20 protein-coding genes, 3 pseudogenes and 1 riboswitch are annotated in these 22,350 nt (G+C 56.6%); of the genes and pseudogenes, 5 read left to right on the top strand and 18 right to left on the bottom strand.

The window, feature by feature from the left end; translation table 11 throughout:
* Positions 1 to 37 precede the first annotated feature (37 nt).
* The 8 genes from OR1_RS16370 to yhbY all read right to left on the bottom strand — a co-directional run bounded on the left by OR1_RS16370 (position 38) and on the right by yhbY (position 6,415).
* Positions 38 to 1,060 (bottom strand): hypothetical protein, encoded by a 1,023-nt coding sequence (locus OR1_RS16370; RefSeq protein ID WP_152609940.1) that lies wholly within the window; start codon positions 1,058 to 1,060, stop codon positions 38 to 40.
* 21 nt (positions 1,061 to 1,081) lie between these two features.
* Positions 1,082 to 1,276 (bottom strand): DUF1858 domain-containing protein, encoded by a 195-nt coding sequence (locus OR1_RS16365; protein WP_041973116.1) that lies wholly within the window; start codon positions 1,274 to 1,276, stop codon positions 1,082 to 1,084.
* Between the two features lie 81 nt (positions 1,277 to 1,357).
* Positions 1,358 to 2,662 (bottom strand): aminotransferase class I/II-fold pyridoxal phosphate-dependent enzyme, encoded by a 1,305-nt coding sequence (locus tag OR1_RS16360; protein WP_041973113.1) that lies wholly within the window; start codon positions 2,660 to 2,662, stop codon positions 1,358 to 1,360.
* A 23-nt stretch (positions 2,663 to 2,685) separates the two neighbouring features.
* Complete coding sequence (gene coaD / locus OR1_RS16355) at positions 2,686 to 3,171, bottom strand: pantetheine-phosphate adenylyltransferase (RefSeq protein ID WP_041973111.1); 486 nt, start codon at positions 3,169 to 3,171, stop codon at positions 2,686 to 2,688.
* A gap of 7 nt (positions 3,172 to 3,178) precedes the next feature.
* The gene (gene rsmD, locus OR1_RS16350) at positions 3,179 to 3,742 is read right to left on the bottom strand and encodes a 16S rRNA (guanine(966)-N(2))-methyltransferase RsmD (RefSeq protein ID WP_041973108.1); all 564 of its coding nucleotides are present in this window, start codon (positions 3,740 to 3,742) and stop codon (positions 3,179 to 3,181) included.
* Positions 3,739 to 4,821 (bottom strand): class II fructose-bisphosphate aldolase, encoded by a 1,083-nt coding sequence (locus tag OR1_RS16345; RefSeq protein WP_041973099.1) that lies wholly within the window; start codon positions 4,819 to 4,821, stop codon positions 3,739 to 3,741. Before OR1_RS16345 ends, rsmD begins: the two co-directional genes overlap by 4 nt.
* A gap of 117 nt (positions 4,822 to 4,938) precedes the next feature.
* Positions 4,939 to 6,093, bottom strand: coding sequence for a deoxyguanosinetriphosphate triphosphohydrolase (locus OR1_RS16340; protein ID WP_041973097.1), 1,155 nt, complete (start codon positions 6,091 to 6,093; stop codon positions 4,939 to 4,941).
* Positions 6,094 to 6,097: 4 nt separating this feature from the next.
* Positions 6,098 to 6,415, bottom strand: a complete 318-nt coding sequence (gene yhbY / locus OR1_RS16335; protein ID WP_041973094.1) for a ribosome assembly RNA-binding protein YhbY — start codon at positions 6,413 to 6,415, stop codon at positions 6,098 to 6,100.
* 159 nt (positions 6,416 to 6,574) lie between these two features.
* Here yhbY and lepA point away from each other — a divergent pair, with 159 nt between their 5' ends.
* The 4 genes from lepA (at position 6,575) to OR1_RS16315 (ending at position 9,967) form a co-directional block, all read left to right on the top strand.
* Positions 6,575 to 8,374, top strand: coding sequence for a translation elongation factor 4 (gene lepA, locus OR1_RS16330; RefSeq protein ID WP_041973092.1), 1,800 nt, complete (start codon positions 6,575 to 6,577; stop codon positions 8,372 to 8,374).
* A 10-nt stretch (positions 8,375 to 8,384) separates the two neighbouring features.
* A complete protein-coding gene (gene lepB / locus OR1_RS16325; RefSeq protein WP_041973089.1) occupies positions 8,385 to 9,041 on the top strand; it encodes a signal peptidase I in 657 nt (218 codons plus the stop codon).
* Positions 9,042 to 9,294: 253 nt separating this feature from the next.
* Complete coding sequence (locus OR1_RS16320) at positions 9,295 to 9,630, top strand: type II toxin-antitoxin system RelE/ParE family toxin (RefSeq protein WP_041973086.1); 336 nt, start codon at positions 9,295 to 9,297, stop codon at positions 9,628 to 9,630.
* A 16-nt stretch (positions 9,631 to 9,646) separates the two neighbouring features.
* A complete protein-coding gene (locus tag OR1_RS16315; protein WP_041973083.1) occupies positions 9,647 to 9,967 on the top strand; it encodes a DNA-binding protein in 321 nt (106 codons plus the stop codon).
* 98 nt (positions 9,968 to 10,065) lie between these two features.
* Here the strand turns inward: OR1_RS16315 and OR1_RS16310 are convergent, their stop codons facing one another.
* The 7 genes and pseudogenes from OR1_RS16310 to OR1_RS16285 all read right to left on the bottom strand — a co-directional run bounded on the left by OR1_RS16310 (position 10,066) and on the right by OR1_RS16285 (position 16,103).
* Positions 10,066 to 10,278: a helix-turn-helix domain-containing protein gene (locus OR1_RS16310; RefSeq protein ID WP_202812064.1), complete on the bottom strand. Its 213-nt coding sequence runs from the start codon at positions 10,276 to 10,278 to the stop codon at positions 10,066 to 10,068.
* On the bottom strand, positions 10,235 to 10,441 hold the full coding sequence (locus tag OR1_RS22590) for a hypothetical protein (RefSeq protein WP_202812063.1): 207 nt from the start codon (positions 10,439 to 10,441) through the stop codon (positions 10,235 to 10,237). The genes OR1_RS16310 and OR1_RS22590 overlap by 44 nt, the downstream gene beginning before the upstream one ends.
* A gap of 8 nt (positions 10,442 to 10,449) precedes the next feature.
* Positions 10,450 to 11,442: an NAD-dependent epimerase/dehydratase family protein gene (locus OR1_RS16305; protein ID WP_041973079.1), complete on the bottom strand. Its 993-nt coding sequence runs from the start codon at positions 11,440 to 11,442 to the stop codon at positions 10,450 to 10,452.
* Positions 11,439 to 13,080, bottom strand: a pseudogene (locus OR1_RS16300) (fatty acid CoA ligase family protein). The gene OR1_RS16305 and the pseudogene OR1_RS16300 overlap by 4 nt, the downstream one beginning before the upstream one ends.
* A 17-nt stretch (positions 13,081 to 13,097) precedes the next feature.
* Entirely contained in the window at positions 13,098 to 14,342 is a 1,245-nt protein-coding gene (locus OR1_RS16295) for an MFS transporter (protein WP_041973077.1), read from the bottom strand.
* Between the two features lie 236 nt (positions 14,343 to 14,578).
* Positions 14,579 to 14,986 (bottom strand): bacteriohemerythrin, encoded by a 408-nt coding sequence (locus tag OR1_RS16290; protein WP_041973265.1) that lies wholly within the window; start codon positions 14,984 to 14,986, stop codon positions 14,579 to 14,581.
* Between the two features lie 265 nt (positions 14,987 to 15,251).
* Entirely contained in the window at positions 15,252 to 16,103 is an 852-nt protein-coding gene (locus tag OR1_RS16285) for a hypothetical protein (RefSeq protein ID WP_041973262.1), read from the bottom strand.
* Between the two features lie 104 nt (positions 16,104 to 16,207).
* Positions 16,208 to 16,284: riboswitch (cyclic di-GMP riboswitch) on the bottom strand.
* A gap of 211 nt (positions 16,285 to 16,495) precedes the next feature.
* Between OR1_RS16285 and OR1_RS21045 the strand changes: the two genes are divergently transcribed.
* Positions 16,496 to 17,599, top strand: coding sequence for a SpoIIE family protein phosphatase (locus tag OR1_RS21045; RefSeq protein ID WP_052440553.1), 1,104 nt, complete (start codon positions 16,496 to 16,498; stop codon positions 17,597 to 17,599).
* Positions 17,600 to 17,692: 93 nt separating this feature from the next.
* Here the strand turns inward: OR1_RS21045 and OR1_RS23330 are convergent.
* The 3 genes and pseudogenes from OR1_RS23330 to OR1_RS16265 form a co-directional block, all read right to left on the bottom strand.
* A pseudogene (locus OR1_RS23330) lies at positions 17,693 to 18,581 on the bottom strand (alpha/beta fold hydrolase).
* A gap of 27 nt (positions 18,582 to 18,608) precedes the next feature.
* Complete coding sequence (locus tag OR1_RS16270; RefSeq protein ID WP_041973075.1) at positions 18,609 to 19,652, bottom strand: 3-oxoacyl-ACP synthase III; 1,044 nt, start codon at positions 19,650 to 19,652, stop codon at positions 18,609 to 18,611.
* A gap of 5 nt (positions 19,653 to 19,657) precedes the next feature.
* Positions 19,658 to 22,350, bottom strand: a pseudogene (locus OR1_RS16265) (3-hydroxyacyl-[acyl-carrier-protein] dehydratase FabA); the annotation flags it as partial.

The raw sequence follows: 22,350 nt of genomic DNA, 5'->3' as shown, positions 1-22,350 counted from the left end.
TACACAAACTAGCCTACAGTGTACACTGTTGCCCGGGTCAGGGGGGAGTTGAAAAAATCCTGTCGAGGTACATCTTCAATCCCCGTTCGAAAATGATGCTTACCTCTGATTTTCCGCGGTGTTTGTAGAGATTGAAAAGGAACAGGGCGGTAATGATCAGCAATGAAATTACAATTGTCTTGCCAATGAACCGCTTGATCCTTGCGTTCCGGGACAGTGGGGAGGGAGCAGTTGTCCTTAACTCGACCGGAGTTTCATCGGAGATCTGCCTGATCTGCTGCTGCTGTACTTTATGGATATGGTTAATGATCGCATCACGGTCGTTTTCGTTGATATGCGTAAACTTGAACGGTGTGGAAAAAGTCTTGCCGCCATCCTCGGAATGGACATATCCGGAGGCGAGGACTTCACCGACGACATCGACGATCCTGGGAGGGGTACCGGGCAGGTACATCTCCAGAATTGCCTGGCATCCGGGTTTGAGCAGCTCCGGGAGATTGGTTCTCAGTCCTCCGCCGCTGATGTTGGCCGCAACCGGAGTAGAGTATTCAAGGGGGGAGAAAAGGTCGGAATCCGATGACGCCGCTGAGGCCGGTTCTCCTTTGAACGCAAAGCTTGCCGGCCTGATTGACCTCTGGGTCTGAAAATCCAGGAATTCCAGCCACCGTCTGAGCACAGTCTTTTCATCAAGGTCTGCCAGCGGAATATATCGTAACGGTATGTAGGTATCGATCCGAAAGTATTCCCGCAACTCCTCTAAGATGACATTTCCCACCAGTCTCATGCTTACGGTCATCTCAGAGGCGTCGCTTACCAGAAGCGCCCGGCAGCGGAAGGCACTCCCCAAATGAACCGAGCGGAGCTCAAGCAGATATTCCGTATCGGTTGAGGATGTATCAACCGGCAATCGAGAGTTGAGAATGAGTTCGATCAGGTCGCCGGAAAGCCGTGATACACCACCGACGATCTCGGGCAGCTTGCGGCCTTCGGCAACCAATGCAATCCTTACGGATTGATGAGGCTGAAAATACTGCTCGTATTCAGGTAGTTGGTCATTCATGCATTGGTAACCGGACCGCCATCAGGGTGACTGGTTCCGATTCAGCTCTTCGAGCAGGGCATCCACGCTTATTTTATGGACGCCGGCGCCATGTTCGAGAGTCTCAAGATCGGCTATCTGGCATTCGTAGCAGTCGAGTTTGTATTTGTCGAAGATTGGAATGGTGGCGGGGAAGGAGCGTATGATGTCGCCGATGATCATGTCTTTGGTGATCATGAAACCTCCCTCTAAAGCAGCGGGGACGCCGGAGCGTCCCCCGATCAGATCTATTTCAGGTTTTTGATACTTGCAGGATGATCAGGCCAGATCCTGCACTCCCTGGTAGATGATGTCGAACAGTTCGGGGATGTCCTTCTCCTCGATGCAGGAGAAGGCGATCCGCAGGTCGGTCTTGCCGATGGAGATGCCGCCGACGCCGTACTTGTCAAGCAGGTGGACCCGCAGCTTCTCGGCATCAACAGTTTTGAGTTTCAAGCACATGAAGTAGCCGGAGTTGAACGGGTAGTAGGTCCAGGCGGAATCGTACTTACCGCTGTTGAGGACCTCCTTGACCTTAAGAGCGCGCCCTTTCAGCACCTGGAACTTCTCTTCCTTCTGTTCGAGGAATTTCGGGGAGCGGAGCGCCTCGATGGCGAAGGTCTGGGAGGGGTGGGGACAGTTGGAGATCCGGGCACGGATGATCCCCATGGCCTTCTTCTCAAGGGCGGTCATGACCCGTTCGTTCTCGAAGCTGTTGCCGTCGGCGAAGGTGATGAAGCCGGTCCTGAAGCCCCAGACGAACTCCTCCTTGGTGGCGCCGTCGAGCTTTACCGCCAGGATGCGCGGATGGAGGTTGGCGAGCTTGCCGAAGAGCGACTCCTTCAAGCTGTTCTCGTAGAAGAGTCCGAAGTAGGCGTCGTCGGTGACGGCGACGATGTTGCAGCCGCTCTCGGCGACTTCCTTGATGGCGGCAACGATGGCGTCACCTTCGGCGACGGACGGGGTGTAGCCGCTCGGGTTATTGGGGAAGTTCAGGATGACAACGGCTTTACCCTTTTCCTCGGCGCTGTTTTTCAACTCAGCCTTAAAGGCGTCGACGTCATAGCCGCCAGCCACGGTGAAGGTCGGGAATTTCCGCATGACGGCACCGGAGCAGGTGCCGAAGGTGAGGTTGTAGTTTCCCCAGAGCATGTCCGGCAGGACCACGTGGTCACCCTGGTCGACGAACATGTCGGCAACGATTGAGAGGCCGTGGGTAAGGGCGTTGGTGACGATCGGGTTGCTGAAGTGTTTCCCCTGTTGGCTCGGGTTCTCCCGCAGCTGCTTCTCCCGCCACAGCGCCCGCAGTTCCGGCTTGCCGGCCGGCGGCGCATAGGGGTAGATGTCCTTCGGGTCAAAGGCTGTGAGCTTGTCCTGGATGCACTGGAGGTACATCGGGCCGCCATTTTCGGTGGCGATGCCGATGGTGGCATTGAATTTGTGGGCCTTTTCCTTTGCTTCTGCCGACTGGGTCAGAATTCCCTTGGGGAAGAAGAGGTTCTTGCCCAGGTCGGATAGCATATCCAGAACATAAGGGTTGCTCTGGGTGAGCATCTCGTTGAGTTCTACGGCTAACGGATTCATACGGGTCTCCTTGTTATGGGTGTTTATGATGAAAACTTATTTATAAGCGCTTGTTTGACGAGCGGCGGCACCAGTCCGTCCACCGGGCCGTTCAGGGAGCTGACCTCCTTGACGATGGATGAGGAGAGGTAGCCGTAGGGAACCGAGGTCATCATGAATAACGTTTCCACCTCGCTGGTAATGCTCCGGTTCATCTGGGCGATCTGGAATTCGTATTCGAAATCGGATATGGCCCGGAGCCCGCGGATGATCACCGTTGCCTGTTGAGAGCGGACGTAGTCTACCAGAAGGCCGTCGAAGGTGTCAACTCTTGCCCGGTCGTTCCCGTCAAGGACACGGCTGATCAGATCCACCCGTTCTTCTATCGTAAACAGCGAATTTTTTGCCGAGTTTCTGGCAACCGCCACAATGACGTTATCGAAGATCATGAGTCCACGGTTGATAATATCAAGATGGCCATAGGTGATGGGATCAAACGAGCCCGGATAGACGGCAATTTTTCTCGGCATAAAAACCTCAGTCCGTTGTCGCGAAGAATGTAAGGGCAGTGTCTCCGTATACCCGGCGATCGATTTGCCTCAGACACCGTTCTTCCAGAGGGAAATTTTCTTTTGCACCTGATTCAACCACCACCAGCGCACCTTCGGCCAGAAGAGTCGTGGCGCTGATCTTGTCGAGAAATTTGTCAGCCAACCCCATACCATAGGGAGGATCGGCAAAAACAAGATCGAACTTCCTGTTTTGGTTATCCAGCTTGGCAAGTGCTTGTATGACATCAGCCTGAATGACTTCCGCAGATCCGGAAAGACCGGTTGACCGGAGGTTCTCTTTTACCAGCGCTGCCGATACCTTGTTGTTGTCGATGAAAACAGCCTTGGCAGCTCCCCGGCTCAGCGCCTCGATGCCGAGGCTTCCGGTGCCGGCAAAAAGATCGAGAACGGACAGACGGTCCAGATCACCAAAAAATGAGGTCAAGATGCTGAAAAGCGCTTCCTTGATCCGATCCGTTGTCGGTCTGACCCGCCGGTCCGCAGGAGGAGCAAGGTGTCTGCCTTTAGCCGTACCGCTGATTACCCTCATTCACTCTTCATGCGGGATATCAGTTTGGCTGCGCTCCCCTGGGCGTGAAATGCCTTGATGAATTCACCTGCTTCACGGTAAGCCATATCTCGAATCATCTGGATGTTTTCTGCCGGGATAGAGTCAATATCCGATTTGAATACTGCGGTAGCATGTTTTATGTCCCTGTTGTTATCTCTGGACCATTTTCGCATCGCATCCATAAGGTCGAGCGGGAACCCGGCATGGGCAATGTTCTGCCAGAGCGTGCCGATATTACCCTTGCGGATGCCGAAATCCGAAAACCTGCCGACGATCCTGAGCGGGGTGCCGGTTATGCCGTGCTGTACGAGTCCGGCAATGCCGAATTGAACGGCAGCCCGGAAAATATCTCCGGTCCGTTCGAGGTCGATGCTTATCGCTTGCCCGTCAAGATAGTTGCCGCTTTTGGAGCCGTTGTCTATCGCCAGTAACTGCGGGTGGATCCCTTTGTCGCGCAGACCGGAAAGAAATGTTTCGACCTCGGAAACCTCTGTCAGCCGGGATTCGGAACCGACATGCTTGACTTCGCCAAGTTCCGTTTCCAGACCGAACCCGGCCTGCTGAATAGGTAACGCCAGCTCGGCGGTAACGGCGATATTCTCTGCCAGCGGATTGAAAGACGCGTCCAGAGCAAACGAGGTAAACCCGGCAGCGATCTGGGCGGCGATCAGCAGTTTTGCCTTTTCCAGTTCTGCGGGGGTGGTGTTGGTAACAGTGATGTGATCTGCATAGATGATGAACGGCTTGGTAAAGCGACAGGAATCTGCGTACTCGATCAGGGCGGAACAGAAGCTTTCCGGGGTCTGGCCGGTATAACCGCCGTCAAGGCCGCCTTCTGCCTTGCTCAACTCAAAAGCGACTACGGCATCCAGTTCTTCGGCAGCGCGCATGATCCCCGGAATCACATGCAGTATCCTCGGGTTGCACCCCATGATTATCAATCGCTCGTTGCTGAGCGCATTAAAGACGTCCCGTCCGGAAAGTGGACAGACCATGCTCGCAGAACCGATACGGGCTCTGACGTTTGCCGGGACCTTGTCAAGCAGCTTGCTGTGCATTGTTGTTCTCTCTTGCGTGGCCTGGTAAAGAAGAGTTCATTAATTTATCACCAGATACCTGAACAGTCAAGAAGTAAGCGCGATCAGGAGTTGCGGGATCTGCCACATAAAGTGTATTTATACCCGTTCATACGGTTCGAACAAACGCTTGAATTCGTCCAGGGCAAACCGGTCGGTCATGCCGGCGATGTAGTCGCAGATGACCCGTTCCCTGCCGACTGAATCCATCCGTTTCTCGTACTTGCCGGGAAGCAGGGTGGGGTGTTTGCGATAGGTGTCGAACAGCATGGAGATGTAACGCTCGGCCTTGACCCGCATCCTTTCGACCTTGTAATGGCGATAGAGGTTCTCAAACAGAAACCTTTTCAGCTGCCGGTTCTTTTCCCCAAAAGAAGGGCTGAAATCGACCACCTGACTGTTTACCCGGCGCAGGTCTGCGGATGTGGCGATATTGAGCGATTCGAGATTTCTGACGGTGTTTGCGGTCAGGTCGGTTATGAAGGAACCGATCAGGGCGCTGATTGTCTGGCACTTGGCTCGTTCTTCATCGAGTCCTGGAAAACGGGAACATATATGGCCGTACATCTCCTGCCACAGTTCCACCTGCTGCAATTGTCCAAGGTTCAACAGCCCTGATTTCAGTCCGTCGTCGATGTCATGGTTGTTGTAGGCGATCTCGTCGGCAAAGTTGATGATTTGTGCCTCAATGGTCGGCACGATGCCGGGCAGAAACTCTTCGATGATCCCGGCCGGCCGGTCATAGGGGGAGGAGTGCTTGATGATCCCTTCACGGACCTCCCACGACAGGTTGAGCCCGTTGAATGTCGGGTATCTCTCCTCCAGTTCGTCCACAACCCGGAGCGACTGCAGGTTATGCTCGAAGCCGCCGTAATCTGCCATCAGCCGGTTCAAAACCTCCTCGCCGGTGTGACCGAACGGCGTATGGCCGAGATCGTGGGCCAGGGCGATCGCCTCGGTCAGCTCCTCGTTCAGGTTAAGGCGCCGAGCAATGGCTTTCCCTATCTGGGCGACCTCCAGCGAATGGGTCAGCCGGGTGCGGTAGTAGTCGCCCTCATGATTGACAAATACCTGGGTCTTGTATTCAAGGCGTCGAAACGCCGCAGAGTGAATGATCCGGTCACGGTCGCGCTCGAATGCCGGGCGTGGGTCGCGCAACTCCTCGTCGTGCTTGCGGCCTCCGGATTCAGAGCTTCTGGCCGCATACAAGGCCAGGTCCGGCCGCTCCCGGGGGAATTCATCGATCTGCTTCATATGATTACCTTGGGCTGCCTTTTTTCGGTTTTTCCGAAGGGAGCTGAATCTTCGGCTCCTTGGCCTGGCGATAAAGTAGAAACGTTCTCCCCAGGATCTGGGCAATTTCCGCTTTGCTGGCGTCGGCCAGCAGTGCGGCCGCCTCGTGCCGATCCATGATGCAGCTTTCGAGCAGTTTTATCTTCACCAGCTCGTGGGCATCCAGTGCTATGGAGGTCTCTTTGGCCAACGCCTCGCTTATTTCGCTCTTGCCAATGGTGATTATCGGTTTGAGACCATGCCCGAGAGCCCTGAGAAATCGTTTCTGTTTTCCGGTCAGCATTCAGTGATTATCCTTTATTTGTATTTATGAGCGGACTTTATCACGGACGATTATGCAAGGCAATGATTTACAGGCGGCTCAGACGAGAAATACCTTTACATCAGCGCCTCTGTTGGTCTATCCTTCCAAGGTTTATACAATCAGGATGCAAAGGTGTTCATGTCTCAAGAGATTATCCGCAATTTTTCCATAATCGCCCATATCGACCATGGGAAGTCGACGCTTGCCGACCGGCTGCTGGAGTACACCGGCGCGTTGACCGCCAGGGAGATGCAGGACCAGTTCCTCGACAAGATGGACCTGGAACGGGAACGGGGCATCACCATCAAGGCCCAGACCGTCAGGCTCAACTATAAGGCTGACAACGGCAAGGAGTATATCCTTAACCTGATCGATACCCCCGGCCACGTCGACTTCACCTATGAGGTTTCCCGGTCGCTGGCAGCCTGTGAAGGTGGACTCCTGGTCGTCGATGCCTCACAGGGGGTGGAGGCCCAGACCCTGGCCAACGTCTACCTGGCTCTCGATATCAATCTCGAAGTCTTCCCGGTCCTGAACAAGATCGACCTTCCGGCTGCCGAGCCGGAGCGGGTTATCCAGGAGATCGAGGATATCATCGGGATCGATGCCCACGATGCCGTACTGGCCAGCGCCAAGGAGGGGATCGGCACCAGGGAGATCCTGGAAGAGATCGTCAAAAAGATACCGCCTCCTAAGGGGAATCTGGATGCCCCGCTTAAGGCGCTGCTGTTCGACTCCTGGTACGACCAGTACCAGGGGGTCATCATCCTGGTCAGGATTATCGATGGCACGCTCAAGAAGGGGGACAAGATCCAGCTCATGTCCACCAACCGTGCCTACGAGGCGCTCAAGGTGGGTGTCTTCGCTCCGGTAATGCGGGAGGTGCCGAGCCTCTCCGTCGGCGAGGTCGGCTTTATCATTGCCGGTATCAAGGATGTTGCCGACGCCAAGGTTGGCGATACCGTCACCCTGCTGCACCGCCAGTGCAGCCAGCCGCTGGAAGGGTTCAAAGAGGTAAAGCCGATGGTGTTTTCCGGGCTTTACCCGATCGACACCGCCCAGTATGAACAGCTTCGGGATGCGCTGGCTAAGCTCAAGCTGAACGACTCCTCCTTTTCCTATGAGCCGGAGACCTCGGTGGCGCTCGGGTTCGGGTTCCGGTGCGGCTTCCTGGGACTTCTGCACATGGAGATCATCCAGGAGCGGCTGGAACGGGAATTCAGCCTCGATCTGATCACCACGGCGCCGACGGTTGTCTATCGCGTCCATCGGACCGACTCCAGCATGATCGAGATCGAGAGCGCGGCCAAGATGCCGGAACCGCAGCATATCGATTATATGGAAGAGCCTTTCATCCTGGCGCATATTCATGTTCCCAATGACTTTGTCGGGCCTGTTCTTGCACTTTGTGTCGAGAAGCGGGGTGTCCAGCGGGAAATTAAATATCTTACCCCGACACGGGTCATGATCATCTATGAACTGCCGCTGAACGAGATCGTGCTCGATTTTTACGATCGGTTGAAATCGATCTCCAAGGGATACGCCTCCCTGGATTATGAACATCTCGATTTCCGGCAGAGTGATCTGGTCCGGATGAATATCATGATCAACGGTGAAGTGGTCGATGCACTCTCTCTGATCGTTCACAAGGAGAAGGCATACTACCGGGGCCGTGCTCTTGTTTCCAAGATGAAGGAGCTGATCTCCCGCCAGATGTTCGAGGTGGCCATTCAGGCCGCCATCGGCAACAAGGTCATTGCCAGGGAAACGGTCAAGGCGTTGCGCAAGGATGTTCTTGCCAAATGTTACGGCGGTGACATAACCCGCAAGCGGAAGCTCCTCGAAAAGCAGAAAGAGGGGAAGAAGCGGATGAAGAATGTCGGTAATGTGGAACTGCCTCAGGAGGCGTTCCTGGCGATACTAAAAGTAGAGGATTAGGGACCTGATAATGGAAGATTACAAGAATCTCGGCGCCAAAGAGACACAGCAACCGGAATTCAAGAAAAAACATATCATTCGGGAGTATGCAGAGTCGATCATTATTGCGGTGATTCTGGCTCTCGTCATCCGGACGTTCATCGTACAGGCGTTCAAGATACCATCCGGATCCATGGAAGATACTCTTGCCATCGGCGATCATATCCTGGTGAACAAATTCATCTATGGCACGAAAATCCCGTTTACCGACAAGCGGCTGTTCAAGATCCGCGACCCCAAGCGTGGGGATGTCATTGTCTTTGAATATCCCGAAGACCCGAGCAAAGACTTTATCAAGCGGGTTATCGGGGTACCGGGTGACGTGGTGCAGGTGGTGAGCAAGACCGTGATGGTAAATGCCAAGCCATACTCCAACCCCCACGAAGTGCACAAGGAGAAGGACGTGATACCGGCCGCCCAGAACCCGCGTGACAACACCAAGCAGATAGTGGTCCCGCCGGGTTCCTATTTTGTCATGGGTGACAACCGCGACCGTTCCTATGACAGCCGATTCTGGGGGTTCGTGAAGATGGACAAGATCAAGGGGCTGGCGTTCATCAAGTACTGGTCATGGGACAAGGACAATTTCCGCGTCAGATTCGGGAATATCGGCAAGGTGATCGACTGATTCGATCTCCCGTTAACTCTACTTAAAGGGCACCCACTGTGGTGCCCTTTTTTGTACCTGGATTACATTGGGCAGGCCGCGGGGTCGGTTGTATTCAGTGCGGTTGCCATATTATCGAGCGGAACCAATTTTGTGATTGACCATAGAGTGTTTGTACTGGTGCTTCTTTTAATTGTATTGGCAATTCGCGGGATTTGCTGAATCAATGCAATTTTCCCATTGAATGATAGTAACATATAGGATACTATCAAGCATGAGTTATAAAGTTGAAGAATACCTCTGCGAAGATGGAACAAGCCCTTACGAAGAATGGTTCATGGGACTGGATACTATTGCAGCTGCGAAGATCACGATCGTAAAGCTCAAAATGGAACAAGGTAACCTTTCCAACGTAAAATGGCTTGGAGGAATCGGAGAATACCGGTTGGATTGGGGGCCAGGCTATCGGGTCTACATCGGTAAAGACGGTGATAAACTGATAATTCTTCTCGGGGGCGGTACGAAAAAGGGACAGCAAAAGGATATCGACAAGGCAGAAGCCATCTGGAAAGAGTACAAAGAACGAAAAGCCAAACAGAAAAAGAAATAGATTTAGGGAGGACAAAATGGCCCTGACGAGAGACTTCAAAGAAACCATAAAAAAGCGGGTTGAGTGCGACCCTGATTTTGCCAAATCACTGCTTCATGAAGCGGTCGATTTATTGCTGGATGGCGATTCAGCCACTGCCAAACTGATTTTAAGAGACCTCATAAACGCAACAGTCGGATTCGAGCGATTAGCTGAAGAAGTACAAAAACCAAGCAAAAGTCTTCACCGCATGCTTTCCGCTTCCGGCAATCCTACCATGGAAAACCTGTCGACTATCTTCGCCACTATTAAGAAATCCCTCCATGTCAGAATTGAAACCACTGTCATCGCAGTCTGACAGCAAGAGTATCCAACTTGCGGCTGACCAGCCCGCCCGGAAAGACTGGGCGGGCTGGTCAGCCTTATGGAGTTATTACGGAGATTTAAGCGGAAGGTTTAGTCGACCAAAACATCAAGTGGCACATCAAGTGCCCGCGCTATGGCAGATAGTGTTTCAACCTTCCCCTGCCGTTTGCCGGTTTCGATCTGCGACAGATACGGCTTGCTTATCGCCGCCTTCTTGGCGAGTTCCTGCTGAGTCAGGCTGCGGTATTCGCGCCAGAGCTTAATCGGCGATTCTCCGGCGAGTTCGCGGCGCATAATCTTCATTCGGCTCCAGAAACTCCCGACCGGCGGTATAGGCTTCATGAAACTCGGCAACGGCTTTGGTATCTGCCTCATCCTCAAGCAGTTCCAGAAAATGCTCGTAATCCGTGTATGAAATCACCGCGAATTCAGGCCTGCCTTCCTTTTCGATAATCTGTGCTTTCATTGAAGTGTTTATCCTCTTCCGGTAAGCCAATCCTTAAGCCCTCGCATCCCTTCATCCATCGAAACCTCCGGTTCATACCCCAGGTCGCGCCGGGCAGCGGAGATGTCGAACCAGTGGGCTGTGGCCAGCTCATGGGCGACAAAGCGGGTCATGGGCGGTTCGCCGGAAAGACGGAAAGCGCTCCAGATCTTCTCGAACAAGGCACCGGCAAGATAAGCCAGCCGTGGCGATATGGTCCCGGAGACCGGGGGGATATCTGCGCTAGCAAGGATGCGGTTGACCATATCCCAGATCGGTAGCGGTTCTCCGTTGCTGATGAAATAGCTCCGGCCGGCAACCGGAGAGCCTGGTGAGAGCCGATCCGCAGCCAGCAGATGCGCGCGGGCCGCATTGTCCACATAGACAGTGTCCACCCGGCAGGGCCGGTCGCCGATCCGGCGCAGCCTGCCGCTTTTGGCCCTGGCAATGATCCGCGGTACCAGGTGATTGTCGCCGGGACCCCAGATGAGATGGGGACGCAGCGATACCGTGGCCAGTTCAGGCGAGTTGGCGGCCAGAACCAGCTGCTCAGCCATGGCCTTGGTCTGCGGGTAAGGGGCCTCAAAGTGAGCGGGGTAGGGGAGCGTTTCATCTCCCCCTTCAATATCACTGCCGTCGAACACCACGCTGGGGGAGCTGGTGTAGACCAGCCTAGCGATGCCGTTGGCCCGGCAGGAAGCGATCACATTCTCCGTACCGGTCACATTGGCTCGGTAGTATTCGCTATAAGGGCCCCATACTCCGGCCTTGGCCGCAACATGGAATACAATATCGCAACCTGCGGCAGCCTTCATGACCGCTGAACTGTCGGCCAGGTCGCCCTGAACCTGCTGTATGCCAAGACCGGTCAGTTCGGGATATATGGAGCGGGAGATGCTAGCCACCTCGTCACCTCGGTCACGGAGCATCCTCACGATAACTCCGCCCAAAAATCCGCCACCTCCGGTCACCAGAGCCTTCATTTCAGTTTCCTTGCCGCCCATACCGCCAGTTTTTCCCGAAAAATCTTGGCATTGTGCCGGATATCCACGGGAAACGCCGGGTGGAACAGGAAGGTTTCGATCGCCTGAGTATGGATATGTGCCCGGGCAATGACAAGGAGTTCCTGCCGGATCTTGTCCCGGTCGGTCCGGCACCCCTTTTCCAGCTCGATGCAGATGGCCGGCCGCTGTTGTCCCTGGACGCCGATCCCGACCAGCGCGGAGCGGAAGACCGCCGGGTGGGTGTTGAAGACTGCTTCACACGGGATTGTGAACAGGGTCTCGGCACCGGTCTCGACCCGGTGCGACTTTCTGCCGCAGAACCAGATCCTGCCTGCCGCGTCTTTACCCCCCAGATCACCCATCCGGTGGAAAAAGCTGCCGGTCGCAGGGTCCGATATCTTGGCCAGCCGATCGGCCTCCGGCCGGTTGTAGTAACCCTTGGTGACCTGCGGCCCCTGCACTACGATCTCGCCGATCAGATCCAGCGGTACGCGCAGCGCTTCGTCCCACTCCGGGATCGGAGCGTCGCTGATCTCGATAATCTCCAGCCTGATTCCATTGACCGGTTTACCCACGCACACACCGCCCCCGGCATCGGTGACCCGACGGGTTTCTCCCAGAATCTCGCGGCTGCCGATGGAACATACCGGCAGTGCCTCGGTGGCGCCATACGGGGTGAAGATCTCGGCGCCTTCCGGCAGCAGAGCGCTGAACCGCTCCAGAACATGCGGTTGTACCGGAGCCCCGGCAGAGATCACCCGTTTAAGTGATGGCAGTTTCACCCCCTTGGCAACTCCATATCTGGCAACGCGGTTGATGAGCGCCGGCGAGCCGAACATTGTGGTGGCCTGGAAACGGTTCAGCGGCCCGATGATCCGTTCCGGGTCGACCGAGCCGGGTCTGGTAAAGTCCATCCTGGGGATGATGGCGGTCATGCCGAGCGCCGGGGCAAAGAGGGCAAACAACGGAAAGGTCGGGAGGTCGACCTCACCGGGGGTAATGCCGTAGACCTGCCTGAGTGCTTCGACCTGAGCGGCGAAGTTGCCGTGGGTGTAAACAGCCCCTTTGGGGGCGCCGGTGCTGCCGCTGGTGAAGAGGATGGCGGCGGTTTCATCCCGGCCGGTCCGGGCCGGAACGTAACTGGTCAGGTCAGAGGCGGACGAGCGGATCTCTTCAAGGGGAATCCCCCCCCGAGATCTTGCTGCCGTTTACGGTAACAAGGGTGCGGATGGTCTCTTTTCCCCATCCCAGCAATCTCCGGGCAAAGTGCGCCTTGGGGACGCCGATGAATGCAGTTGGTTCCGCATCTCTGAGGCACCCTTTCATGTTTTTTGCACCGATGCCGGGATCGATGAACACCGGCACCGCTCCGGCCTTGAACAGAGCGAAGGTCAGGCTGAACAGCTCCGGAGAAGGGGGAACCAGCAGGGCTGTGCGCACTCCCCTGCCAATGCCGATACCGGCCAGACCGGCGGCCAGCCGGTCGCTGTCCGTATCCAGTTCGCGGAAGGTCAGTGACCGGCCTTCCTGCGGAAAGACAATGGCCGGGGTATCCGGCTGGCTCTGGGCCAGTTCGGACAGCGGCCAGGCAATATTTACGCTATTGTTACGGGGCATGGGAATAGTGCCGCTCCTTAAAGATACTCCTCGAAATAGTCCAGATCTTTGTGAAAGGTCTCTTCAAGCCGGTACAGTGAGATCAGCGCGATGAGCATGCAGAGGCAGCCAACGGCAACGGCTCCCCGCTCCAGGCCTAACTGGCCCCGCGCCCACTGGAAGGAGAGGGTGATCGGCACCACCATTCCCCGCACAAAGTTCGGGACCGTGGTGGCCACGGTAGCTCGCAGGTTGGTGCCGAACTGCTCGGCGGCCACGGTAACGAAGATGGCCCAGTAGCCGCTGGCAAAACCGAGGAAGGTGCAGATGAGGTAGAAAATGGCGGGCGAAACCGCTGTCGCCTTGAAATACCATAGAACTCCGGCACCGGTCAGGACGAGAAAGATGAGGATCACTTTCTTTCTGCTTGCCAGCAGCTGGCTCAGCAAACCGCTGGCAAAATCGCCAAAGACCAGCCCGAGATAGCAGTACATGACCGCATTGCCGGCCGATACCGGGCCGGTTACCCGCAGGGCCTTGGCGAATTCTGGCGAAAAAGTGATGAGGATTCCCACCACGAACCAGGTAGGGATGCCGATCAGAATCGAGTCCAGGTAACGGCCAAACCGGTTCCGGTCGGTGAACAGGGCCAGGAAGTTCCCTTTGGCAACCTGTTTCTGCTCCATATCCCGGAACATGCCTGATTCGACCACGGAAATCCTGAGGATAAGGAGCAGCAGCCCGAGCACACCGCCGATGAAGAAGGCATTGCGCCAATCGAAATTGGCCGCAATGGTATTGGCGAGGATCGCCCCGGAAACACCGACCGACGCGACGACCATGGTGCCATAGCCGCGAACGCTCTTGTGGAGGACTTCCGAGACCAGCGTGATGCCGGCGCCCAGTTCTCCCGCAAGCCCCACCCCGGCAACGAACCGGAGCACGGCATAGGCGGGGAGGGTGGAGACCATGCCGTTGGCGAGATTGGCCAGGGAGTAGAGAAAGATTGAGCCGAACATGATCTTCAGCCGCCCTTTGCGGTCACCCAGCACCCCCCAGACAATCCCTCCGATCAGCATTCCGATCATCTGCATGTTGAGGAGAAAGACCCCCTGATTGATCAGGTCCTGTCCTTGCAGACCAAGGGATTTGAGACTCGGCACCCGGACAATGCTGAAGAGCACCAGGTCGTAGATATCGACAAAGTATCCGAGCGCAGCCACAATAACTGGCAGGCTTAATACCTTTTTCCATGCGGCATCATCAATCCCAACCCGTTCCATCGGCTCCCCTCCTGTGCAAAATGGCAGATAACAGTGCCCCTTCAATGCGAGCGACCAATAACTCTACTATCATTGATATCCTGAAACAACCTCGATTTTCGGGATGTCGTGACATTGTTGATCGGCCATAGGTTTGAAACAGTGCCCTAAGGTCCCCCCTAGACGATAAAATGCCCTGTGGGAGAGTCCCGCAGGGCATTTTATGAACTGCTGCAGCTCATTTCGAAAGGGTAGTGTTATCCGCCGACCTTTCGGAAGAAATTGGCCGCTTCCCGGTCAAAGGTCTTGATATGGGTTTTTGACCAGTCCGACAGCATCTTGATAACCGACACAATCAAGACGGTGCTGTTTCCCTCGCGGCCATACCGCGCCTGCAACTCACTCACCTGCTCGAAAAACAGATCATGCTGCTCTTTATGGGCAGGATATCCCGAAAAGCCGAGGCTGCGCTGCAGCTGTTCCTCGGCCCGGAAATGCTTGCGGACGTAGCGTTGCAGGAACCAGAGAAACCGCCCCAGGCATTGTCCGGCATTGCCGCTACGCGCTTCTGTCATTAGTTCCTCTACCTTGGTGAACAACTCTTCGTTCAGATCGTCGAATTCTTCGATCCCGGTAATAAGCTCTTCCCGGTATTTTGTCAGCATGGCATCCTCCTCGTCCCTGAACCTGTCGGGCATGTCAGTTGCTGGCCCCGGGGATTTGGCTTGTTCTGTTGTTATGTATATTTAAAACTATGTTCCATTAATATGTAAAGGGAAATATGGATAATTTTTCTTAAGAAAATGGCGCTAATCTGATTTTAAAGGCACGCAGGTGATATCGGTGCAGAGTCAGAGTTGTTGAAAAACAAACAAGCTTATAAAATATTATCGAATATTTTGGTGCAAACTCATTCCTGGTCAGCCACTGCTAACCGTTCGATGCCAGGGAAAACTGCTCGCTTGCCAGGACAATCCGGTCGTTCTCAAGTCTAACCGGGTGGGCGCTGTGTTCGAGCAGCTCGTAAAGGTACTGGTACTTGGCGACTTCTGACTGCTGAAAGGTCTTTCTGCCGTAGTATTTGCCGGTCTGCACAAAGACGTCGGTCACGCCACGATCGTCATAGATGGCAAAGTCAAAGGAACTGTTGGTGTCCCTGCCGCTGATGTCAAAGGTTGACGGGAGTTCGTCCCGGAAGGCAATCCGTACATCGATGCAGTCGTTGTACTGGGTCAGCAGCACCTTCTGGACATCGCTGTCGCCAAGCTCCTCGCGGCTGGTGACAAAGATCCGGGTGATGGTGACTCCTCGGTTGACGGCACGCAGGTTCGCCTGGTAGAAATTGATCAGCGCCCCGCGGCTCAGCCAGCCTGAAGTCAATGGGTCCACTGCCTTGATCTGGTGAAGCGACTGGTCGGAGAGCCTGGCGCCTTCGAGGTAGAACTCGATCTCATCCAGCGGGATGTAGCCATTCTGCAGGATCATGATGCTTTTCAGGGTGCTGGCGATCAACTCGTTCGCCTTTATCTTGCACTCGGCATCACTGATCTGCGCCAGGGCAAACGGGATCTCGTGGGCATCATGATACTTGTCGATCAACTGCGATTTGGTTGTTTCGATATCCTGGCGCACCAGGTAGGTGAACAGGGACAACAGTATCCCCAGCCCGAAGATCAGGTAGGCGGCCTGCTCATTGTTCAGCACCAGGTGGAAGAAGATTGCCAGCCCCGAGCCGACGAGAAATTCTATAAATACTGCCATCTCCTGTATCTTTTTACTCATCTCTGTCATAGATCCTCCTTAAACCTTTTTGGTACGGCAATAGTGGCCCGTGTCATAATGAACGCTGCTAAAAAAAGCCGGGTCCCCGAGATATCTGAAGATATTTCGGCGACCCGGCTGTCTCGTTGAGACCCTGTGGGCTTTCCGTCCCATCCTCGCGGATGGTTTAGTATTGTCGTGTATCAGGTCAAACTTATGTGTCGGTGCAAGATAATGCACGCAGCGGGAAAAGTCAAGGAAAACCGATTAATGAGAAGTTTAACGTATTGAAAATACAGTGAATATGGCTGTCAGCGCCGGTTCCCGCTCGGCCTGCTTGCCAAAGATTAGAAAAGTGTTATTCTTTCGATGTCGTCAGGGTTGGCAAACTTGCGCATGGGGGATTCGTGGCAATGGCGAATGTATCGATGCCGGAGGTGATACTGGACTCTTTGAACGACGGTCTGTATGTTTGCGACAGGGAGCGTCGTATCATCTTCTGGAGCAAGTCAGCTGAAAGGATAACCGGCTGGGCCGCAGCCGATGTGGTTGGGCACCGCTGTCAGGACAACATTCTCTGCCATGTGGACAAAGATGGCCGGTGCCTGTGCGGTGAGGAGTTCTGCCCGCTGCATCGAAGCATGGTTACCGACCGGCCGAGCAACTGCCCGGTGATTATTGTCGGCCAGGGCAAAAACGGGAATCGAATCCCCATGGTGGTTTCCGTTGCCCCGCTGCACAATGAGACCGGCACGGTAGTCGGCGGGGTGGAAACCTTTCACGATATTTCGGAAACCTACTCAGACCTGGAGCGGGCAAAGCGAATTCAGACGCTATCGCTGGATCAGGACCTGCCGCATGACAACCGGGTAGCCTTTACCTCTATTTATCTCCCCCACGACATGATCGGCGGCGACTATTTCGCCATTCGTAAACTCACTCCCGACAAATACGGGTTCTTTATTGCCGACGTAATGGGACATGGGGTTGCTGCTGCTCTCCACACCATGCATCTGAGCTCGCTCTGGAACCGCTACTGCCATACCCTCACGCAGCCGGCAGAGTTTGCCCGGCAGATAAACCGTGAACTCTGCCGGGTCGTCAGGGATGAGTCCTTTGCTACGGCAATCTGCGGAATATTGGATGCCGGCGACAGGAGCGTCAGGATTGCCTCTGCCGGCGGCCCTTCGCTGCTGCTGATCCGTGCCAACGGCCGGGCAGAAGAGGTGGGCACTCAGGGATTACCGTTCGGCATGATAGAAAACGCAGAATTCGATGAATGCCGGATTGACTGTGCTCCAGGTGACTGCCTGTTGCTGTTTACCGACGGGGCGGTCGAGATCCAGGACTCTCATGGACAGATGCTCGGTCCGGAAGGGCTGATCGGGCTCCTGCCGGTTCTGGGATACCCCGAAACCCCTCTCAGGGTCGAGCCGCTGCAACAGGCGCTGCTTAGTTTCTCCAACGGAATCCGTCTGGAAGATGATCTGACCCTCCTTGAGATCCGTTTTTCCTGACATAAATGTTTCAAGAAACCTAACACATGCAGAGGGAATGTGGGAATAGGTGTGTAACGCTTGTTACTGCTGAGTTGCCGGTTCCCGGCAGTATCAGGCAGGCCTTTGGATGAATTCAGAGATCAGGGGGACAACCTCATCCCTGGCGTCTTCGAGGATATAGTGGCCGCAGTCCGGATAGGAGTGGACCTCGGCATTCGGGAAGCGTTGTTGCCATTCGGCCAGGAAATAGCGGTCAAAGACGAAATCGAGTTCCCCCCAGACGATCAGCAGGGGCAGTTCCCGGAACTGTGCAATCCGGTCGGAAACCTCGCTGACGATATCATACCCACGGTCGCTGGGGGCAAGCGGGATATCCTGCACGAAGCGGAGGGTGGCGATCCGGTTCTGCCAGGAATCGTAAGGGAGGCAGTAGAGGCGCTGCAGCTCCGGAGACATCGGGTTCCGCTTGCAGCCGACGGTGGCCGCACCCCTGGCAAAGGCATTCAGGCCGCGCACCAGCAGGGTGCCGATAAAAGTGTCGCGGCAGATCCTGAGCCCCAAAGGGAACGGTTTCGCTTCCGGAAGGTGGAAAGCCGCGGTATTCATCACCACGATCCGCTCGATCCGCTCCGGGTTGAGGATCGCCCAGGCCATACCGATCATCCCCCCCCGAGTCGTGCACCACCAGGGTGATCTTGTCCTTAAGGTCGAGATGGGCTATCAACCGGTTGAGATCGTTGACCCGGCGGGAGAGGGTGTAGTCATACCTGTCGTCAGCCGGCTTGTCCGAGAGTCCGCAGCCGATATGGTCCGGGACAATGCAACGCCGGTTGCCCCGGAGCGCCAGGACCAGGTTGCGGTAATAGAACGACCAGGACGGGTTGCCGTGCACCATCAGCACCGGCGGGCCGCTCCCCTCGTCGAGGTAGTGGTAGCGGAGGCCGTCGAGGTCGAGGAATTTACCTGTGAAGGGGTATTCTCTTTTAAGTGCTGACTGCATAAAATCCTTGTATTGCCGTAACCGTTTTTACCACTGTACTCCCAGCATCAGGCAATTCAACCCGCTCCCGATCCCCAGCAGCGCCACCTTCTGCCCCGCTTCCAGGATGTCGCGCTCCTCGGCCACCGCCATGGTCAGCGGTAGAGACACGGTCCCCATGTTCCCCAGGTATTCGAAGGTGGTGAAATCTTTATCCTCGGGGATGCCGAGGGTCTTGAGAATGGCGCTCTGGTGAGCGGAGCCGACCTGGTGGCAGACAATCCGGTCCACCCCGGATGTCTGCCAGTTCAGCTCGTGCATCAGGGCCGCCCAGGTCCTGCGTCCCAGCTCCACCCCGAAGTTCATGACACTGACCGCGTCGGTGCGCATCGACTGGGTGTATCCACCCCGTCCGTCCGGCGTTACCCCCCAGAGGCAGAGGTCATGGTGTTCCGGCGCCGCCTGGGTAACCCCGCCGAGCAGTTGCCGCTTGCCTGCGCCTGAAAATGAACCGTCGGTGAGCAGCACCGCCACAGCGCCGGAGCCGCCGGTAAGGGTTGCCAGAGATGCAGCGAAATGTTCCATCCGCTGCTCCTTCAGCATGGCGGCAATCATCAGGTCGTTGATCTCGCGGGCGCTTTCACAGGAGACCACCAGCCCGGCCCTGACCTGCCCGAGCTCGATCCGGTTGGCCACCTCCAGGATGCCGTTAAGAACGCCGAGACAGGCATTGGAAATGTCGAAGACTGCGCAGTTGCCGCTGATCCCCAGACCGGCAGCCACCTTGCAGGCAGTGGCCGGTTCGAACTGTTCCCGGCAGACACCGGCATAGATCAGGACGCCGATATCGGCAGGGGTGACCTGGCAGGTATCGAGCGCCTTGCGGCCGGCGGCAATGGCCCCTTTGGAAAGCGGATACCCCGGTTCCCACCAGCGGCGCTCGCGGATGCCGGTCAGGGCCTGCAGCTGGCCGGGAACGAAGCGGAGCGCCTTGTACAACGGTTCCAGACGGGACTCCAGTTCGGACGATGTTACTACAACCGGACCGAGTTCATAACCGAGAGATTCGATGGACACCTTTGCATACTTCATCTGTATCACTCCACGCTGACGGTGAACTGGTTCATCTGGTAGATCGCTTTGCCGTCGACCGACAGAAGGCCGTCCGCGGTCAAAGTCCGCGCATGTTCGTCCGTTGCGGTGATCCAGGCCTCAACAATGACACGGCTGTTGGCCGGCACGATCTGGCCGCGGTAGAGCCATTTGTGCCTGGCGCCCAGGGCGATTGCCGCTGCCTTCGGCATGCCGAAACGCTCCCTGGCGGCATACTTGAGCAGCTGCAGGAACGACTCCAGCCCAAGTGAACCGGGGGTCACCGGGTCTTCAAAGAAATGGGCCTTGAAGAACCATTCGTCCGGGTCCACATCCTTGATACCTTTGATATAACCGAGACCGGCCGGCCCGCCGTCAGCCACGAACAGCTCGATCCGGTCGATCATCCGCAGCCTCTGTTCTGGAAACGGCGGCTCATCCGGGTAGGGAAGGGTGATACCGCGACCGGTCTCATCCCTGGTCGGGCTGTACGGTGCGGCGTCGCGGATTCCCACCTGGTTGGCAAGCGCCTCGCGGGAAAAGAAGCCGAACATGGTCTCACCCTCGTAGATGACTCCGTCGCGGTCGGCAACGCTGAAGTCGAACTCCTGGATGATCATGCCGCCGCTGGTGGCGACCTTTTTCAGGGTTGCGGCGGTGGTGAGGATGCCGCTCTCCGGCGTGACGACGCGATGCTGGACTGCGCTCCCCCCCAGGTTGCGGAACGAAAGATCCGCCGGAGTGGTGAGTGCCGAACCGACATAGGCGGCCAGCCAGCCGCACGGCTGGAGCGCCGTTTCCAGCAGGACTGCAAACGGCATGACCGGTTGGCGCTCAGCAGCAAAGAACCAGGCATCAGCCGGGAGGTCGTATTGCGCCTCGGCCATGGCCCCGGCCTTCATCTGCCACGGCTCTCCCCTGAGTGCCGTGATCCGGTCCATGAACTGGAACGGCGGGCCGGGAAGCCGGGCGATCTTTCGTCCGGAATCGAAGATCCGGTACGGCTCGCCAAACCCTGCCGACGGGTTGCCGTTGCTGTAGGCGAGGATCTGCTCCTTGGTGTAGATGGCAGGTTTTATTATATCCGGATTGTAGGGGCGCTGCTTGCGGCGCCCTTGAACTCTGTCTGGCGCGGCAAGCAGTGCTCCTACCGGATTCCACAATTCCGCCAGCTTCTCTTTCGTCGCACCGGTGAGCCGAACCGACATGTTGGTGATCTCAACGATCGGACGGCCGTCGGCGTACATCAGGGCGTCGCAGATGGCATACGGTTCCGGTCCATAGCCGAGTTCACGGATGCTTACCTCGTAACCGGCCACCTTGGTGGTCTCCAGCACCTGGCCGCGGCATTTAAGGCCACTCGCCACTCCCGGGACCGGTTCCCAGACCGCGCCGCTAGACTCGGCCACCCACCCCATTCTGATCAGGAAGATCCGGAGAGTGTGCAGGCAGCATTCGTACATCAGCGTGCCGGGCATGACCCGATCATCCACGAAATGGCAGGTGAGGAACCAGTCGTCCGGCCGGATGTCCGCCTCGGCGCGGATGATCCCGAGACCGTACCTGCCGCCGGCCGGATCGATCTCATTAACCCGGTGGACAAGTTGCATCTTGTTGCCGGGTATGGTCAGGGGGGCCGAGATTGCGAGAGTCGAGAACCGGTCGCCAAAGCAGCCTTCAAGATCCCCCTGCCGGAGGCGGTCCAGCTGCCCGGCGCTGTAGCTCTCCCGCTCCATCGGCACCAGTTCCTGCCAGTCGTCCGGCCGGATGCCGGCCTTTGGCCTTAGATCCAGGGCGGGTCTGACGATTCCCTTGCCACTGGCCAGCTCTTCTTCGGAGAAGAACCCGGCGCAGCCGTCCCGCATGGTGAGAAGCGGCTCGCCATTCACCGTGGCGTCGAACAGAAACCGGAACAGCCAGGTATCCCCCTGGCGGAAGAACCGTTCGATCCTGATATCGTAATGGATGGTGTCGCCCGGTCCCGGCAGACCCCGATGGAAGGTGACCACCGCGTCCAGCAGCCGGTAGACCGCGAGACCACGGGTAATGAAGTCGATGCCGAGATAGCCTGAAAGGAACAGGTCGGCCTGGCCCGCCTCAACTGCGATGCAGGTCGGAATCCGGCCGCCGTCCAGGTACCAGGCAGCAGGAAGGATGTCGTGCTCGGTCACCACCCGGCCTGAAGTCATGGATCTGGCTTCACCATCCAGGGTGACAATCCGGTCCACCAGCATCAGCGGCTCGTCCGGAAGCCTGACCCTGGTCGGAAAGGTATCGGCCTCGCCAAAGGCCGGACCGAGCATCTTGGCCACGGAGCCACGGGCAAACTCCAGGCAGAGATCGCGGTCGAAGGCCGGGGGACGGAATGTCACCGGGTCTTTCGGGCCGGTCACCGCCGGCGTCTCTGGCAACGGTTCGCCGCCCAAAGCGCCCTGCAGGGAAAGCTGCAGCCCGATCGCATCGGCCATTGACCTGGCGATGCCGTCGCTCAGGCGGAGGTAGGCCTCGTGCGCCTTGATCTGCGCCTCCTGGGCAGCGGCAATCTCGCGGATGAGCGGTTCTGCCGGAAGCTCTAACGCGGGGGATGCGCCTACAGAAGGGGCTATCCTGGGCACTGCCGGTGCAACGGTACTCCCGCCGGTAAGCGGCCTGGCCGGCGCAGTGTGAGCCGGTGTCTTTTCCTTTGGTTGCGGCGGTT

The organism is Geobacter sp. OR-1 (assembly GCF_000813145.1).
Lineage (GTDB): Bacteria > Desulfobacterota > Desulfuromonadia > Geobacterales > DSM-12255 > Geoanaerobacter.
Note: the sequence above shows the minus strand (reverse complement) of the source record. Positions and strands in the feature narration are given on the sequence as shown.